Here is a 15,872-nt window from a genome sequence, read left to right as displayed (position 1 = left end):
CGGCCCGGGGGCGGCCTGGGAGGCATGCGTGGTGCTCTCGATTACAGGACTGGGAATGGTCACCAGCGTGGGGCTGGACGTCGTCCAGGCCTGCGCGTCGCTCCGGGCGGGCCTCACGCGGCCCCGGCAACTCGTCTACTTCCCCGTCCTCGACGAGGAGAGTCAGGAGCGCGTGCCGGTGATGGGCCATCCCATCCAAGGCTTCACCGACGGGTTCGGGCCCGTGGGCAGGTGGATTCGACTCGCGCGAGGAGGGGTGGACGACCTGCTGTCGCTCGGGCAGGTGCCGGGTCGCGAGGACTCGGACTTCTGGCGGCGGACGGGACTCATCTGGGTGGGGCCTGTCTTGGATGAGTCCCGCTTCATGGAGGCACGCCAGCTGAGGCCCGACGTGTTGACGAGTACCTTCTGCCTGCAACTGAAGAAGGCCCTGGAGCTTCCGCTCGTCAGCGACTGTCACGCCATCCACCAGGGACACGCGGGCATGGCGGCGGCGCTCCAGTATGCCTCGCGGCAGCTGTCCCGCTCCGCCGTCGAGCGCTTCCTCATCGTGGCCATGGACTCCTATCTGGACATGCTCAGCCTGGAGTGGCTGCAGTCTCACCGGAGGTTGAAGTCTCCAGACGCGCCCGTCGGCTTGATGCCGGGCGAGGCCGCGGCATGCATCCTGGTGGAGTCCCCCCTGTCCGCGCGCAGGAGGGGCATCACGCCCCAGGCCTCCGTGAGCGCCGTCTCGGTGGGACAGGAGCACGACCCGTTCGTGACCCAGCGGCCGAGGGTCGGGCAGGTGCTGGCGGACACCATCGTCGACGTGCTCACGAAGGCGCCGGGGCCCACGGGCGCCTTCCAGGGAGACATCATCAGCGACCTCAATGGCGAGGTCTGGCGGGCCTCGGAATGGGGCCACGCACGCGTGAGGCTCGGCGACCAATTGGATGAGTCTCATCGCCTGGTCATCTCCGGCACCTCCCTGGGGGATACCGGCGCCGCGAGTGGTGCCGTGGCCCTCTGCGTGGCGGTCCGGTCATTTCTTCGCAAGTACGCGTCCAGTTCCCGAAGCCTGGTGGTATCCAGCTCGGAGCATGGCTGGGTCGGTGCATTCGTCGTCAGCGCGGAGGCCTGAGCCGCATGTCTTCCAAGTTCCTCCAGGTGTTTGTCAGCAATGCCCGGTCCGACAACGCGGAGTTGTTGAAGGCCCTGGATGCGAAGGCGAGTCTTCAGCAGGTCTTGACCTTCTGCGAGAACTATCGGATTCGCGGGATTGGTCGCTTCCTCCTCTACGGTGATGCGGAGGCGCTGCATGCGTGCCTCTACAAGAGTGGCCGCGCCTACCTGTCGCTCATGGAGAAGGTGCCAGAGTCCCAGTGGGTGACGAGCCGCTCGGCGCCGTTCTTCGACGCCCTGGCCGCTCAGGACCTCGATGGCGCCCGGGAGATTGCCAGACGCGCCAGACGCACCTGGCAACAAGGGATGGAGTACAAAGAGGACTTTCTCTACGTCCATTTCCTGATGAGTCGTTTCTTCCTCGGGGAGACGGATGCGCGGTTGGTGGAACTCCTGGCGGATTACGAGCAGGTGCTGCAGGGCTCGGAGGACCTCCGCCTCCCGCTCTGCCACGCCCTCCTGAAGGGAGATGGGGAAGAAGTGGCGCGGGGATTGGAGACGTTCCTTGTCGCGGAGCGGGCCCGTCAGGACCGCCTCCTGCAGCGGGAGAAGATCTCCGAGGAGCGCTGGGCCACGGTCGCGCAGGTGTCGGTCGAGGGACTGGCGTTGATGACGCTGGCTGAACATGCGGGGCTGCCCCTGGTGGGCGAGTTTCCATTCGTGCCCTCCCTGGCGCGTGCGAGTGGCAGGCCGCGGCTGCCAGTGGATTCGTGGCGCAGCCTCGATTGAGCGCCGTCCGTGGAGGGGTATTCCTCGCGCGAAAGCATCTCCACCGGAGCCGACGGGCCCGGAGACGACACGGGCCCGTCCGCGCTCCACTCGCTCTAGAAGCAATCCCCACAGGCGTAGTCGCCCGTGGGTCCCGCGTCGTAGAACTCCGTGCCCGACTGACAATACAGATGCAGGACGTTGTAGTGCCCGGGCCCGCCGTAGTTGCAGGGAGGCGCGTGGGCCGCCAGTCGCTTGCAGGCCCAGAGATAGACATCCGTGTAACCCGTGGGACAGCTCGGCGCGAGCGACTGCTCCTGTGAGGAATCAGCGGGTGCTGACTCCTCCGCCGCCACGCCACCGCAGCCCATCACCAGACTCGCCACCAGGAACGAGACACCCCTCAAAGGCACTCTTCGCACGTGACCTCCCGGAGAAGCATTCATGTCTGTACGGCGCCAGCATGATAGCGAATTCCGCGAAGAACATCCGACGGCGAGGAACGCCGCTGAGGGGCGTGTGTAGGCGCGGAGGTGATGAGGAGTGCCACTGATGGAGCTGTCGGAGCTGAGTGGCAGGCCGGGCGGAGGGACTGCTCCGCCCGGCGGCGAGTCAGACGGCTAGCAGTTCTGGACGCACGCCGAAACGCTCGAGGACGGGCGGCTCGTCGCGCTGCTCCCGCAGACGTACTGCTCGGTGCCGCACTCCTGGCGGTACTTCTGGGTGCCAGCCTGGTACTGCTTGCAGGCCCAGAACTTCCATCGGTACGTGCCGCCAGTGCAGGCGGGGTCCGAGTAACCACCCGCGCCCCAGTCACGACAATTGTTCTGGAACGTGCCCATGGCACACGCCCGTTGCTCCACGTCATCCACGACGACTTCTGCTTCTCGCGGCTCGGTCTCCGCGCCGCCGCAAGCGCTCACGCATGCCACCACCGCCCCCAGGAACAACGAACGCACGAAGTGCTTCGACATGGTTCGACTCCATCGGTTGTGTGTCAGCTCGCCGTCCACCGGGTGTCTGCCCTGGCGAAGCCAGTCGCGTCCGGCGAGTGGGCGCCTTATCCCAGACGTCTTCATCCGCCAGGGATTAAGCGGAATTAAGTCCGATTAAGGCCCGGTCCGCCGCGGGTCTCCGCGCCGCCGCGGGTGACAGGGCTTCACGCGTCGCTGCTGACCGTTCCCGGCCGAAGTGCTATCCGCCGGGTGTGTCCTTCGAGCGAATGACGTCGTCCCGGCTGGCCCGGGCCATGGGGGTGACGCGGGTGGCGCGCGTCACCGGGCTGGACCGCACGGGTGTGGAGGTGGCGTGCGCGGTGCGCCCGGGCGGGCACGTGCTCCAGGTGTGCAACGGCAAGGGGCTCACCCCGGACGAGGCCGCGTGGGGCGCGCTGTTCGAGACCGCGGAGCTGTGGGCGGCGGAGACGGTGGTGCCAGGGCGGCTCACCTGGGGTTCTCGCGCCGAACTGGAGGGCCGGCTCGGGACGCTGTGGGGCGCGGACTCGCTGGGCTCGGCCGGTGCGCTCGTGGAACCCCGCCTGTGGGCAGACGGGGTGCGGTGTGCGTGGCGCGAGGCGACGGAGCTGGGCTCGGGCCAGGCGGTCTGGGTGCCCGCCCAAGGTGTCCATGTGACGCCCCCGGGAGGCCCCTCGCTGGGGCCGGTGGCGGCGGCATGGACGAGCAACGGCTCCGGCGCGCATCCGGAGGCGGCGCGAGCGCTGCTGCACGCGCTGCTGGAGGCCACTGAAAGAGATCAGCTCGCTCGGGTGTTTCCGGAGGGGTGGACCGAGGAGACCGTGCGGGGACGCATGCTGCGGACGGCGGAGCTGGAGAAGGCCGTGCCTCGGACGGCGGCGCTGGCCGAGCGTCTGAGGGAGCGTGGCTTCGCGGTGTACCTGTTCGATGCCACGCCATCCGCGCGCACGCCGGGCGCGGTGGGCCTGCCCGTGGGCGCGGCGGTCCTGGTGGACCAGGAGGACGGGCCCGTGCCGCTCACGGCGGGATATGCGTGCGCACTGGAGCGTGACACCGCGCTGTTGAAGGCCTTGCTGGAGGCGGCGCAGTCGCGCCTGACGGACATCCACGGCGCGCGCGAGGACGTGGCGTCGGTGGACCGACAGGCGGCTCGGGACTTCGCGGAGGCCTGCGCGGGAGTGCGCGCGCGGCGACGGGCCGGAGAGCTGCCGGACCTGGGCGCGGTGGCCAGGGGGCCGGCCGACGTGGCCGTGCGGCGGGTGCTGACGCGGTTGAAGCGCGCGGGGTTTGCTCGCGTGGCCTCGGTGGAGCTGGACGCGCCCGTGCCCGGCTTGCACGTGCGGCGGGTGGTGGTGCCGGGCATGCTCATCTCGGAGCTCCTATGAAGCGGCGCGCGGAGGAACTGGTGGTCTTCCTGGGGCCCTCGCTGCCCGCGGAGGAGGCGCGGAAGCTGGCCCCCTGTGTGGTGTTGCCCCCGGCCCGACAGGGCGATGTGTGGCGCGCGCTCGGTGCCAGGCCCCGTGCGATAGCGCTGGTGGATGGCGTCTTCGAGGCGCAGCCGTCGGTGTGGCACCACGAGCTGCTGGCCGCGCTGGAGGCAGGGGTGGCCGTCTTCGGCGGCTCCAGCATGGGCGCGCTGCGCGCGGTGGAGCTGGCGCCCCATGGCATGGTGGGCGTCGGGCGCATCTTCGAGTGGTATCGCGACGGCGTGATTTCCGACGACGCGGAGGTGGCGCTGCTGCACGCGGACTCGGAGCACGGCTGGAGGCCGCTCACCGTGCCGCTCGTCAACGTCCGGCATGTCGCGGAGCGGGCTCGGGAAGCGGGCGTGCTGAATGCGCGCCTGGCCCGGGGCCTGGTGGACGTGGCGAGCGCGTTCTTCTACCAGGAGCGCACGTGGTCCCGGTTGATGGAGCGCGCGCGGGAAGGGTGGTCGGAGGCCACGCGGGACGCCTGGGAGCGCTGGTTCTCGAAGGGCGTGGAGGACTTGAAGCGACAGGACGCGCGCGCCTGCATCCTGGCCGCCGCGCAGTGGGTGGCCTCGCGAGCACCCTCCGTGCCGGGGACCCGGCGGTCTCCCTCGTCCCTGGTGCGGCGGCGACGCCTGGTGGAGGACGTGACCCGGCTCCCCGACGCCGTCGTGCCCTCGGGGCAGGTGCTGGAGGTGCTGAGTCAGGCCCCCGACGCGCGGGCGCTGGCGGAGGCGGGGCTGCGACGGGCGCTGCTCGCGGGTTGGGCCCGGACGATGGGGCTGTCACCCACGGCCGACGAGGTGGCGGAGGCGGAGGCCGGGTGGTGGCGCGAGCGTGCGGTGCCGGTGCGCAAGCGCGACGCGTGGCTGGTCTCGAATGGCCTGGATGCGGAGGGGCTGCGGGCGCTGTGCGAGGAGCTGGCGCTGGAGCGGCTGGTCCTGACGCAGTCGACGCGGCTGCTTCCGGATGGCCCGTCCTGGGAGGAGGCGCTGGCCTCCGAGTCCCGGCTGCGCGGGCGCTGGGCGGAGGCCGCGCTCACGGTGGCCGCGAGCGACGAGGTGGACGCGCTCGAGCACGACTCGGACTGAGCGGGGAGGATGGCCCGGAGCCAACGGGTGACGTTGGGTTCCCCGCGCCGGAGCCTACCCACCTGCCGGGTGGGAAAAATCGTGACAGTCCCTGAAGAAAGGCTAGGGTCAACCCTGGAGGTTACCCTTGCTCAACCCCGTTCCCTGGGTGGTCACCGAGCCCCTCGTTCCGCGGGGTGCCGCGCGCATTGAGGCGTGGGCGTCCGCGGGCTCTGGCGCGCATGGGCTGGGGAGTTTCGAGGAAGGCGGGTCTTCGCGGGAGGGGTCGTCGCCGTGAGGTCTCCGCCGTTCCATCCGGACCAGCTCTCGCCGGGCAGTGTGGTGGGGCCCTGGAATGTGGTGGCCTCGCTGGGTGCGGGAGGCTTCGGCCGTGTGTTCAAGGTCGAGCGGGGAGGGCGCTTCTACACGATGAAGATGGCGCTGCGTCCCGCCGGGCCCCAGGTGTCCGAGGAGGAGGACGTCAACGGTCGGCTGTCGCACGAGGTGGCCACGCTGCTGGCCTGCGCGCCCCATCCGAACCTGCCCCGCGTCCACGCGGTGGACCGCTGGCCGGAGCCGCCCGAGGGCTACCTGTTCTTCGTCACCGACTTCATCGACGGAGAGACCTTCCATGAGTGGCGCTGGCGGGTGAAGCCGTCGGCGGCGCACCTCTTGTCCGTGTTCACGGAGGTGGTGCGCGCGGTGTCGGACCTGCATCGGCGCGGGTTGCACCACCGCGACGTGAAGGGCGACAACCTGCTCATCCGCCGCGAGGACGAGCGCCCGTTCCTCATCGACCTGGGCACGGTGCGGATGCCGGGCGCGACGACGCTGACGGTGGGCGTGGCGCCGGCCTCGCCGCACCTCTTGCCGCCCGAGTGCGTGGCCTTCCTGCGTGAGGGCCAGTGGGAGCAGGGCGCGCGGTTCGACGCGGGAATCCCCGGCGACCTCTATGCGCTGGGCGCGCTCCTGTACGAGTCGCTGACGGATGGCTACGCGTTCGACCCGAGGCTCCCGTACGACCGGCTCTTGCCGGCCATCGAGACGGTGACGCCCCGGGCTCCGCATGTCGTCAATCCCAAGGTGCCTCCCGCGCTGGGAGACATCGCGCTGCGGTTGTTGGCCAAGCGCCCCGAGGAGCGCTACGCGGGCACGGAGGCGCTGTTGCAGGCGCTCTGGGAGGTCGCGAAGGAGAAGCGACAGCCGGCGTGGAAGGTGTCGCTGGACCGACCTCCGGACCCTGAGTCTCCTCGTGACGTGGAGGCCGACACGCCTCGGGTGCGCATGGTGCCCGAACTGGTGCGCTCGTCGGAGTCCCACCCGCACACGCCGGAGCCCGAGGAGTCGCGGCCACCTGACGAGTCCGTCGCCGAAGCGCTCCTGGTCGCGCCTCTCGTCGAGGACCCGGTTTCCGCGGGCTCGGAAGTTGTCGCCCCGGTGGAGTCACCGCGGGCCGAGCGGACTCCGGCGCGAAGGTCGCGCGGCTGGACGATAGGAGTCGGAGTCGTCGCGCTCCTCGTCATCTGCTTCGCGGCGGTGGGCCTCGCCCGCCGCGAGCCCTCCCCGAGTTCCATGCAGGCGGTCGTCCCCCCTCCACCCCCTGCTGAGAAAGGAAGTTCCGTCGTGACGAGTCGTCCCCCTCACACCCCTGTTACAGCCGCTTCTTCGTCGCCGCCTCGCGTTGTCGCGGTGACTCCCGAGGCTCCCTTGCAGGCGCCCGTCCTGAAGGTCGAGCGCGCCGTGGAGGCCACCCCTGAGGTGTCACCCTCCGCGAGGAAGCGCTCATCCGTGAGCAGCACCCTGGGAAAGACAGCGGCGGTCGCATGCCTCGCGGGAGCTTGTGCCGGGGGGGCGCCTCAGGTCCGGACGACGTCTCCGGAGCAGGAATGCTCGCAGTCGACCATCGAGGTCATGACGAAGATGGGCTGGAAGCTACCCAGCGTTGTGACCGACGGGAGACTCTGGCTCATCCCTCGCTTCGATGGGCGACGGCTGATACCGGTCCCGCCAGAAGGGCCCATCACCGCCTACGCCGCGGAGAAGCCCATCCTGGGCTATGGCGGCGTTGTCGACGATGCCGGAGATCCCATCGCCTTTCCCGTGGGCACCCGGTTCCAGGGCACTCTCTTCCATGGGAAGGAGCGCTACTTCGGTTGGTTCACGGAGGCCGAACTCCCCGATGGCAGGCGCGTCCCCTTGTGCCTCCAGCTCACCTGGCACGGCCGTAAGGAATTGGGCATCCCCTACGACCCGTCGAGTACCCCGGAGCTGAAGCTGACGGAGCCCCAGTTGACGGTCACCGCGACGAGATACCTGGGAAGGTTGTGATTTGCCTGCCGCGTCTTCAGTCCTCGTGGTCGCGTGGGGAATGATGGTCGCCCTGGGGGGGGAGTTGGCCCCCGTGCGTCGAATCGAAGTGGGAGCGGAGCCGCGTGTGCCTGCCCCCGAGATTCGCATCGCTCCGGGGCGCTCCACGACGTTCTTCTTCGACGCGCGCATCCTGCCGGACGAACTCTCCTTGGAGGGGCGTGAGCGCTTCCAGCGACTGGGAATCTCCGATGACCACCTCGCGCTCGTTCCGTCGAGTGCGCTCCGGGAGGGTGAGCGGCTGCGCCTGGGGCTGCGTTTTCGGGACGGCGCGGCGCCGGAGCAGGTGACGTTCGTGCTGGTGGTGGATGCGGTGCTGGGTGAACCCCAGGTGGAGGTCTATCGCCGTGCTCGTTCGGTGGAGTCCTACCGGCAGGAGGTGGAGGAGCTGAAGGGTCGTCTGTCGCTGGCCCGGCTTGAGTTGGACAGGCTTCAGTTGGAGGGTCGGTCGTCGGGAGGGGTCGAGTCGCTCGTGGCGGCGCTGGAGAACCCCGAGGAGATCGCAGTCAGGCCTCTGACTCCCACGAAGGTGGTGGCCCATCCCGAGGTCAGTGTCTCGCAATCACGGTTCGTGACGCATCAGATGCGCTGGCGGGCGATTCGCGTGGATTTGCGAGCGCTGACAGGGGGCACGGGATGGGTGGCGACAGGGGCCTCGCTCACGGATGCGCGTGGGCGAAGCCACAAGGTCCTAGCCCACTGGCAGACGGCTCCCTTGCGTGAGGATGTGGCGCAGGCCCTGGTGGTCCGCGTGGACCACACCACCGACCTGGATCCGGGTCACTATGTGCTCAAGCTGTGGGACGCGAAGGGGCGCACGGTGACGCTGGAAGGGCTTTCGTTGAAGTGACTGCCCCGAGGCATTCTCAGTCGAGGAAGCGGCGCTCCCATCGAAGCTGCTCCTCGGGTGGGAAGTCTGGGTCGTAGAGCGTGTCCGAGTCGCGGTGGTAGAGCCACGGCTCCAGGATGCGGGCGAGTTCGCGATAGGCCGGTAGTGTCGCACCTCGTGTCGAGTCCCCCGCCTCGGGCCACGTTCCCAGGGAGACGACGGCACGCTCGCCATCCAACTCCAGTACCTGGGTTCCAGATGTCGAAAGTCGCGCGCGGAGTTTGCTTGCACCTCCGAGCGCGCTCAGCAGAGGTTGTCCCAAGAACGTCAGCCAGTGTGCCCCGCGTACCCGCGAGCCGATGTCCTGGCTGACGGAGTCGTCGATGATCTCCATACCGGGATAGCTGAAAGCCAGCTCACGCACGCGTTGGCGAACACCAATGAGGTCCATCAGGGCGTTGAAGCAGAGGCTCGCGTAGCCGGAGGTGAACGGGAGCGACGCGGCGATTTCCAACGCCAGCTCACGGACACTCTCGGGACCCTGCTGTTCGAGATACTCCGTTGGCAGGCTGAAGGTAGCGACGCAGGACCGACCGATGGAATCACCTCTCGTGGTGACGTCCATCGGGACTCCTGAGTAACTGAAGGAGAACTCGGGAACGCCCTTGGAATCACTGATGAGGGTGACCTGGGGCCATTCGTCCTGAAGAAGGCTGCGCTGGATGTGCTCCCAGTCCGAGGGCTTCAGGGTCCTCCAATATCCTTCCGAGTCGGGCTGGAGGGTCAGCGTCTGTGGGGGCAGTGCTCGTTGGAAGCGCTCCAGCGCTTGAAGGATGGCGGGCCCGAGCCCTTCATGAGCGCGGTGGAAATAGAAGCAGAAGGTGAGTCCGTCGCGGAGGACGAGGTAGCCCTGCTCGTCCGACTCAATGCGAAGGTGAGGGAAGTGCTCGCTCATGGGAACATGCCTCTGGGCGTCACCAGTACGGGAGTCGTACCAAACGTCATTCGGTACGCGTCGCCCTGGTGCCGGGCCCGGAGTGGATTGCCTGGCGGCGACTGTCTCCATACGGGGGGATTGGTGTCGGGGCAGGGGAACTTGAAATCGTAGACCCGCTGGACCTGAACCGGGTTGCCTGTGTGGAGGATGAGGTCGGGCACCACCGTTCCTTCCAGGGCCTTGCTCGCACCCGCGCGCAGGAGGTCCAGTTCTTTTTGATGGGTGACCAGCTCCGGCTCTTGGGAACGAGTCCCTCTCCGGTAGCGCTGCTCACGCAGGAAGCGGGCGGGAAGGCTCTGTCCGAGAGCTGCTTCGGCACAGTCGAGCGCGAGTGCGTGCTTCTTGCGTCCCAGCATCATCGCGCCCGTGACGGGATTCTCCTTCGTCCCGCCCACGACCTTCTCACAGTCGGCACGGGTCGGGCTCCGCCCTCCAAACTCCTCGCGGTTCACCTCGGCGTCAGCCCTCCTCGCGCAGTCGATGAGGCGTTCGCGGATCCCTGTCTCGACGAGAGTCTCGATTTCCATCCACGATTTACCCGCCGCGGATACCTGCGCGGCCCGTACGGCGAGCGGAACGATGCGCTCCTGCCCCGCCGTCGCGGCGCAGTAGGCGGGGTTCTGCTCGCAGGCGGACGTCGCCGAGTCGAGGGCCTGGGCATAGGTGCCGGACCGTCCCTGCCTGGCTGGCCCGGAGGCTCCGCATCCCAGCATGAGGAGCAGCCATGGGACCGTCGTACCCGGACGCAGCATTCGGAGACCCCTCCCGTACCGGCTTCGCATGCTACCTGGAGGCGGGGCCCACACGTCGGGCCTTGAGCCTCGCTGCCCTCCGTGTAGGGTGCCGTCCCGGACGATGACTTCCCCGCTCCCTTCCGACGCCCTCCGCTGCATCCGCGCCGACTCTCGCGAGCCCGAGGGCTACCGCGCCGCCCTGGGCGACCGCCGCGCCTCGCTCCTGCTCACCGACCCTCCCTATTGCCTGCTCACCCGGCGTCGCAAGGGCGGCGACCTGAGAGACCCACGCGCCCACAAGAAGATCGACCAGAACCCCATCGTCCGCTTCGAGACTGTGCGCGACTACCGCGCCTTCTCCGAGGCCTGGCTCTCCCGCGCCCTGGCCCACCTCACCCCGGACGCCCCTCTCGTCATCTGGACCAACCTGCTCGGCAAGGAGCCCATCGTCACCGCCGCCAGGGCCCTGGGCTATCCCCACCTGCGCGGCGAGTTCACCTGGGGCAAGCGCACCACCGACAAGAACGCCAACGAGCAGACCCTGCGCGTCTACGAGGTCGCCCTCGTCATCGCCCGCACCCCCGAGCCCGTGCTCGCCCCCGGTGACATGCCCACCGTCTGGGCCGTCGTCGGCGGCTATGACGATGACGGCGACGCCGCGCGCTGGGGCAGCCACCCCCACCACAAGCCCTTCTCCGTGGTCGAGCCGCTCGTGCGCACGTACAGCCGCCCCGGCGACACCGTGCTGGACCCCTTCGCCGGAAGTGGCTCCATGCCCGCCGCCGCCCTGCGTCTGGGCCGCCAGCCCGCGTGCCTGGAAATCGAGCCCGAGTGGGCCGAACGCGTCACCCACCGTCTGCGCGAGACGGCCGCAGCCTTCCCTCAGCCCCCCAGCGCCCGGTAGAGCCGCGTCTCCGACCAGCGCGGCACGTCCGTGGGCCGGTGTCCCCACCAGTTCATCACCAGCGTGCGCCTCAGCCGCGAGCGCCCCGGCAGCTTCCCCTCCGGAATCTGGTTCTCCGCGTCCAGCACCCCGTGCGTCAGCGTGCCGTCGAACAGCACCAGCCGGTTGGGGCGCGGCGTCACCAGGTCCGCGGTGTCCATGCGCGAGGGCGCGAGCGACGGATTCGCCTCGTCCGGCTTCTCTCGCGTCACCACCAGCGCTCCGCCGCGCACCCGGTTGAGGAACAACACGCTGCTGATGCGCGGATGCACCAGCTTCCCCGTGCGCAGCGCGAGCTTCTCGTCCCGGTCCTGGTGGAAGTCCACGCGCACGTCCGTCGGATACATCCTCGACAGCCACCACTCCACCCCGGCGATGCGCCGCTTCCCGGCGACCTGGGGCCGCAAGCTGGAGATGACGTCCTCCACCACGTTGGTCGGTGGCCCGAAGTCGTACCAGAACGTCGTCTGGTAGGTGTCCTTCAGTCGCTCGCGGCCGAGCACGCCCAGCCGCCGCAACAGGCGCCGGAAGAGGGGAGGGGACACGGCGCCTTCAGTGAGCTGGACGAGGGTTTCCACGGGAGACCGCAGCTTTGTCCCATGCGAAGGGTGGGCGCCACCTTCCTTTGCCGGTAGGCTGCGCGCCCCATTGCCCTCCTGCCGGAGGCACGCGGAGAGGCTGCTCGATGAAGGCTCACCACAAGATGCTCATCGGCATCGTCACCGGCACGGTGGCGGGACTCGCCGCCAACGCGCTCGCCGGCGGTGCCCCCTGGCTGGACTGGACCGTCACCAACGTGGCGTCCCCCGTGGGGCAGATCTTCATCCGCCTGCTGCTCATGCTCGTGGTGCCGCTGCTCTTCGCCGCGCTCGTCATGGGCGTCGCGGAGCTCGACCTGAAGCAGGTGGGCCGCCTGGGCGTCCGCACGCTGGGCTACACCGTCGTCCTGTCCACCATCTCCGTCCTCATCGGCCTGGTGCTCGTCAACCTCATCCAGCCCGGCGTGGGCCTCAGCGAAGAGGCCCTCGCGCTCGCTCGAAGCGGCACTCAAATCAAGGCGGCGCCGCCCCCGTCCGACACGTCCTTCGGCGCGGTGCTGATGTCCATGGTGCCCACCAACCCCCTGAAGGCCGCGGCCGACGGAGACATGATTGGCCTCATCGTCTTCTCGCTCATCTTCGGACTGGGCGTGGCCCTCACCCCCGGCGAGCCCGTGCGGCACCTGCGCGACACCATCCAGGGCCTCTACGACGTGATGATGAAGCTCATCGACGGGGTGCTGAAATTGGCGCCCTTCGGCGTGGCCGCGCTGCTGTTCGCCATGACGGCGAAGCTGGGCCTGGGCATCCTCGGGCAGCTCGCCGCGTACGTGGGCACGGTGCTGCTCGCGCTCGCCATCCACATGTTCATCGTCTACTCGCTGTCGGTGCGCTTCCTCGGTGGGCGCAACCCCATCGAGTTCTTCCGCGACAGCCGCCTGGCCATCGTCACCGCCTTCTCCACGTCCTCCTCCAGCGCCACGCTGCCCACCGCGCTCAAGGTCGCCGAGGAGAACCTCAAGCTTCCGCCCAACGTGTCGCGCTTCGTGCTGACCGCCGGCTCGGCGATGAACCAGAACGGCACCGCGCTCTTCGAGGGCGTCACCGTGCTCTTCCTCGCGCAGGTATACGGCGTGCCCCTGGACCTGCGGCAGCAGGCGCTCATCATGTTCATCTGCATCCTGGCCGGCATCGGCACCGCCGGCGTGCCCGCGGGCTCCATCCCGGTCATCGCGATGATTCTGGGCATGTTCAAGATTCCGGTGGAGGGCCTGGGGCTCGTCCTCGGCGTGGACCGCTTCCTGGACATGTGCCGCACCACACTCAACGTCACCGGGGACCTGGCCGCCGCCGTGTACGTGGCGCGCGGGGAACCGCCTGCCCGCACGGACGTCGAGCGAGCGACAGGCCCCACTGCCTCCTGACGCCGGGCATAAACCGTCCCCATCCTTCCCACCGGTAAACCGTCTCACCGCCTCACCCGACATAGGAGCCCGCATGAGGGTCACCAAGGATTCGATTGTCTCGCTGGAGTACCGGCTGCACCTCGGTGACGGACAGGTCATCGACCAGAGCGCGCCGGATCAGCCGCTCGCCTACCTGCACGGGCATCGCCAAATCGTCCCGGGCCTGGAGGGCGCCCTGGAGGGCCTGGGTCAGGGCGACAGCAAGCAGGTGGTGGTGCAGCCCGCCCAGGGGTACGGCGAGCATGACCCCGAGGGCGTGCGCGTCGTCCCGCGCTCCATGTTGCCCCCTGGCTTCAACCCGCAGCCCGGCCAGACGCTGATGGCCCAGACGGAGCAGGGCGACATCCCGCTGCGCATCCAGGAAGTGCGGGGCGACGACATCGTCATCGACCTGAACCACCCGCTCGCCGGCAAGACGCTCCACTTCGACGTCACGGTGAAGGACATCCGCCAGGCGTCCTCGGAAGAGCTCTCCCATGGCCACGTCCACGGGGCCGGTGGGCACGACCACGGGGCCGGTGGGCACGACCACGCCTGACCTCGGGGCGTGACGCCGTGCGGCGACACGGAGGGGCGGGGCAGGAATGCCTCGCCCCTTTCGCTTGCCTGCCGGAGTGAATGCTTCGTCGGGGAAGGGGCGTGCACTATCTTTGCCGCCCCAATGAGCCAGTCCCCCCCTCAACAGACTCCGAGCCCCAGTGGGCTTCGCCTCCAGCCCACCGACCCGCACGCAGGCGAGCCGGGTGCTTCCGCGACGCAGGACCCGGAGCTGTACTGGCTGAAGAATGTCTACCAGGGGGGCTCGCGCCAGCTCACCGTGCGCGCCGTCATCGCGGGCATGTTGATTGGCGCGGTGATGTGCCTGTCCAACCTGTACGTCATCCTCAAGACGGGCTGGAGCCTGGGCGTCACGATTACGGCGTGCATCCTGGCCTTCGCGGTGTTCGGCACGCTGCGCTCGCTCAGGCTGTTGAAGAACGACTTCACGGCGCTGGAGAACAACGCCATGGGCTCGGTGGCGTCGGCCGCTGGCTACATGACGGGCGGTGGCAACATGGCCGCCGTCCCCGCGCTGCTGATGCTCACCGGAGCGCTGCCTCCGTCGGGCTGGCTGGTGGTGTGGTTCGCCGTCATCTCCGCGCTGGGCGTCTTCGCGGCCATCCCCATCAAGCGCCAGCTCATCAACATCGAGGCGCTGCCGTTCCCCACCGGCACGGCCACCGCGGAGACCATCCGCGCCCTGCACGGCCATGGCGAGGTGGCCCGCCGCAAGTCCAAGCTCCTGGCGGGCGCGGGCTTCATCGGCGCCCTGCTGGTGCTGCTCCGTGACGCGCGCTTCACGTGGCTCACCAACATCCCGGACAAGGTGAGCATGCCGTTCACCATCCTGGGCAAGAAGGCCTCCGCGTGGACGCTGTCGTTCGACTTCAGCCTGCTGCTGGTGGGCGCCGGCGCGCTGGTGAGCTTCCGCACGGGCTGGTCCATGCTGCTGGGCGCGGTGCTGACGTACGGCTTCCTCGCGCCCGCCATGGTCACCCAGGGTGCCATTCCAGAAGTGACGTACCGGGCCATCAACACGTGGATGGTGTGGACGGGCTCGGCGGTGCTGGTGTCCTCGGGCCTGTTGGCCTTCGCCTTCCAGTGGCGCAGCGTGGCGCGCTCCTTCAAGGCGCTGTCGGGCCTGTTCGGTCGCAAGAGCTCCAAGGAGGAGGAAGCGGACCCGCTGGCGGGCATCGAGTGTCCTCCGTCCTGGTTCCCCCTGGGCTTCGCGGTGCTGGGCCCCATCGCCATCTTCCTGATGGCCTACCTCTTCCAGATTCCGTGGTGGGCGGGCGTGCTGGCCATGCCGTTGGCCGTCGTCATGGGCGTCATCGCCAGCCGCGTCACGGGTGAGACGGACACCACGCCGACGAAGGCGCTGGGGCCCGTCACGCAGCTCATCTTCGGAGGCCTGGCGCCGGGCAACATCCCCGCCAACGTGATGAGCGCCAACGCCACCGGTGGCGTGGGGCTCCACGCGGCGGACCTGCTGACGGACCTCAAGTCCGGGTGGCTTCTGGGCGCCAACCCTCGCCAGCAGTTCGTCGCGCAGTTGTTCGGCGTGGTGGCTGGCGCGGCGGTGGTGGTGCCGGTGTTCAACATCCTCATCCCCAGCCCGGACGTGCTTGGTTCGGCCGAGTTCCCCGCGCCCGCCACCATGGTGTGGGCCGGCGTGTCGAAGCTGCTCGCCACGGGCGTGTCGGCGATGCCCGTCACCGCGCGCTGGGGCGCCCTGTGTGGCGGAACGCTCGGCATCGTCCTCGTCCTGCTGGAGCGGTGGGCGCCGGCGAAGCTGAAGGGCTACGTGCCGTCACCCGCGGGCTTCGGGCTGGCCATCGTCATCCCCGGCTCCAGCTCCATCGCCTTCTTCCTGGGCTCCGCCATCGCCGAGGTGATGCGTCGCAAGGCGCCGAAGCTCGCGGAGGAGACCGTGCTGCCCGTGTCCTCGGGCTTCATCGCGGGAGAGAGCCTGTTGGGCATCGGCATCGCGATGGCGAAGGCCTTCGGAGTGATGCCCAAGTAGGCAGCAGCGGCGCCTCGCATCGAATCCCCAACAGGGGAGAGCGAGGCGC

15 protein-coding genes are annotated in these 15,872 nt (G+C 69.0%); 10 read left to right on the top strand and 5 right to left on the bottom strand.

The window, feature by feature from the left end; all coding sequences use genetic code 11:
* Nucleotides 1–28: 28 nt before the first annotated feature.
* On the top strand, nt 29–1,123 hold the full coding sequence (locus tag HUA78_RS18880) for a hypothetical protein (RefSeq protein WP_174461786.1): 1,095 nt from the start codon (nt 29–31) through the stop codon (nt 1,121–1,123).
* Between the two features lie 5 nt (nt 1,124–1,128).
* Nucleotides 1,129–1,893, top strand: coding sequence for an Imm49 family immunity protein (locus tag HUA78_RS18875; RefSeq protein ID WP_174457225.1), 765 nt, complete (start codon nt 1,129–1,131; stop codon nt 1,891–1,893).
* A gap of 95 nt (nt 1,894–1,988) precedes the next feature.
* Here the strand turns inward: HUA78_RS18875 and HUA78_RS18870 are convergent, their stop codons facing one another.
* Together HUA78_RS18870 and HUA78_RS18865 are read right to left on the bottom strand one after the other, a co-directional pair.
* Nucleotides 1,989–2,294, bottom strand: coding sequence for a hypothetical protein (locus tag HUA78_RS18870; protein ID WP_246137682.1), 306 nt, complete (start codon nt 2,292–2,294; stop codon nt 1,989–1,991).
* 198 nt (nt 2,295–2,492) lie between these two features.
* Entirely contained in the window at nt 2,493–2,846 is a 354-nt protein-coding gene (locus HUA78_RS18865) for a hypothetical protein (protein WP_174457224.1), read from the bottom strand.
* A 275-nt stretch (nt 2,847–3,121) separates the two neighbouring features.
* Between HUA78_RS18865 and HUA78_RS18860 the strand changes: the two genes are divergently transcribed.
* The 4 genes from HUA78_RS18860 (at nt 3,122) to HUA78_RS18845 (ending at nt 8,602) form a co-directional block, all read left to right on the top strand.
* Complete coding sequence (locus HUA78_RS18860) at nt 3,122–4,231, top strand: YcaO-like family protein (protein WP_174457296.1); 1,110 nt, start codon at nt 3,122–3,124, stop codon at nt 4,229–4,231.
* On the top strand, nt 4,228–5,406 hold the full coding sequence (locus HUA78_RS18855) for a TfuA-like protein (RefSeq protein WP_141647577.1): 1,179 nt from the start codon (nt 4,228–4,230) through the stop codon (nt 5,404–5,406). The genes HUA78_RS18860 and HUA78_RS18855 overlap by 4 nt, the downstream gene beginning before the upstream one ends.
* A gap of 273 nt (nt 5,407–5,679) precedes the next feature.
* Nucleotides 5,680–7,713, top strand: a complete 2,034-nt coding sequence (locus tag HUA78_RS18850) for a protein kinase (RefSeq protein WP_174457223.1) — start codon at nt 5,680–5,682, stop codon at nt 7,711–7,713.
* A 73-nt stretch (nt 7,714–7,786) separates the two neighbouring features.
* Nucleotides 7,787–8,602: a DUF2381 family protein gene (locus tag HUA78_RS18845; RefSeq protein WP_174461787.1), complete on the top strand. Its 816-nt coding sequence runs from the start codon at nt 7,787–7,789 to the stop codon at nt 8,600–8,602.
* 16 nt (nt 8,603–8,618) lie between these two features.
* On the opposite strand, the gene HUA78_RS18840 is transcribed toward HUA78_RS18845, so the two are convergent.
* Nucleotides 8,619–9,536 carry a type VI immunity family protein gene (locus HUA78_RS18840; protein ID WP_174457221.1) on the bottom strand — a complete coding sequence of 306 codons (918 nt, stop codon included), beginning with the start codon at nt 9,534–9,536 and terminating at the stop codon, nt 8,619–8,621.
* Entirely contained in the window at nt 9,533–10,330 is a 798-nt protein-coding gene (locus HUA78_RS18835) for a hypothetical protein (protein WP_174461788.1), read from the bottom strand. The genes HUA78_RS18840 and HUA78_RS18835 overlap by 4 nt, the downstream gene beginning before the upstream one ends.
* Before the next feature lie 103 nt (nt 10,331–10,433).
* Between HUA78_RS18835 and HUA78_RS18830 the strand changes: the two genes are divergently transcribed.
* A complete protein-coding gene (locus HUA78_RS18830; RefSeq protein ID WP_141647582.1) occupies nt 10,434–11,216 on the top strand; it encodes a DNA methyltransferase in 783 nt (260 codons plus the stop codon).
* Here the strand turns inward: HUA78_RS18830 and HUA78_RS18825 are convergent.
* The gene (locus HUA78_RS18825; RefSeq protein ID WP_141647583.1) at nt 11,195–11,833 is read right to left on the bottom strand and encodes a 2OG-Fe(II) oxygenase; all 639 of its coding nucleotides are present in this window, start codon (nt 11,831–11,833) and stop codon (nt 11,195–11,197) included. The genes HUA78_RS18830 and HUA78_RS18825 overlap by 22 nt on opposite strands.
* 107 nt (nt 11,834–11,940) lie before the next feature.
* Here HUA78_RS18825 and HUA78_RS18820 point away from each other — a divergent pair, with 107 nt between their 5' ends.
* The 3 genes from HUA78_RS18820 to HUA78_RS18810 all read left to right on the top strand — a co-directional run bounded on the left by HUA78_RS18820 (nt 11,941) and on the right by HUA78_RS18810 (nt 15,823).
* Nucleotides 11,941–13,218 carry a dicarboxylate/amino acid:cation symporter gene (locus HUA78_RS18820; protein WP_174461789.1) on the top strand — a complete coding sequence of 426 codons (1,278 nt, stop codon included), beginning with the start codon at nt 11,941–11,943 and terminating at the stop codon, nt 13,216–13,218.
* Between the two features lie 73 nt (nt 13,219–13,291).
* The gene (locus HUA78_RS18815) at nt 13,292–13,798 is read left to right on the top strand and encodes a peptidylprolyl isomerase (RefSeq protein ID WP_141647585.1); all 507 of its coding nucleotides are present in this window, start codon (nt 13,292–13,294) and stop codon (nt 13,796–13,798) included.
* 123 nt (nt 13,799–13,921) lie between these two features.
* Nucleotides 13,922–15,823 (top strand): OPT family oligopeptide transporter, encoded by a 1,902-nt coding sequence (locus HUA78_RS18810; protein WP_174457217.1) that lies wholly within the window; start codon nt 13,922–13,924, stop codon nt 15,821–15,823.
* Nucleotides 15,824–15,872 lie beyond the last annotated feature (49 nt).

The sequence above is a fragment of the Myxococcus sp. CA033 genome (genome assembly GCF_013336625.1).
Lineage (GTDB): Bacteria > Myxococcota > Myxococcia > Myxococcales > Myxococcaceae > Myxococcus > Myxococcus llanfairpwllgwyngyllgogerychwyrndrobwllllantysiliogogogochensis.
Note: the sequence above shows the minus strand (reverse complement) of the source record. Positions and strands in the feature narration are given on the sequence as shown.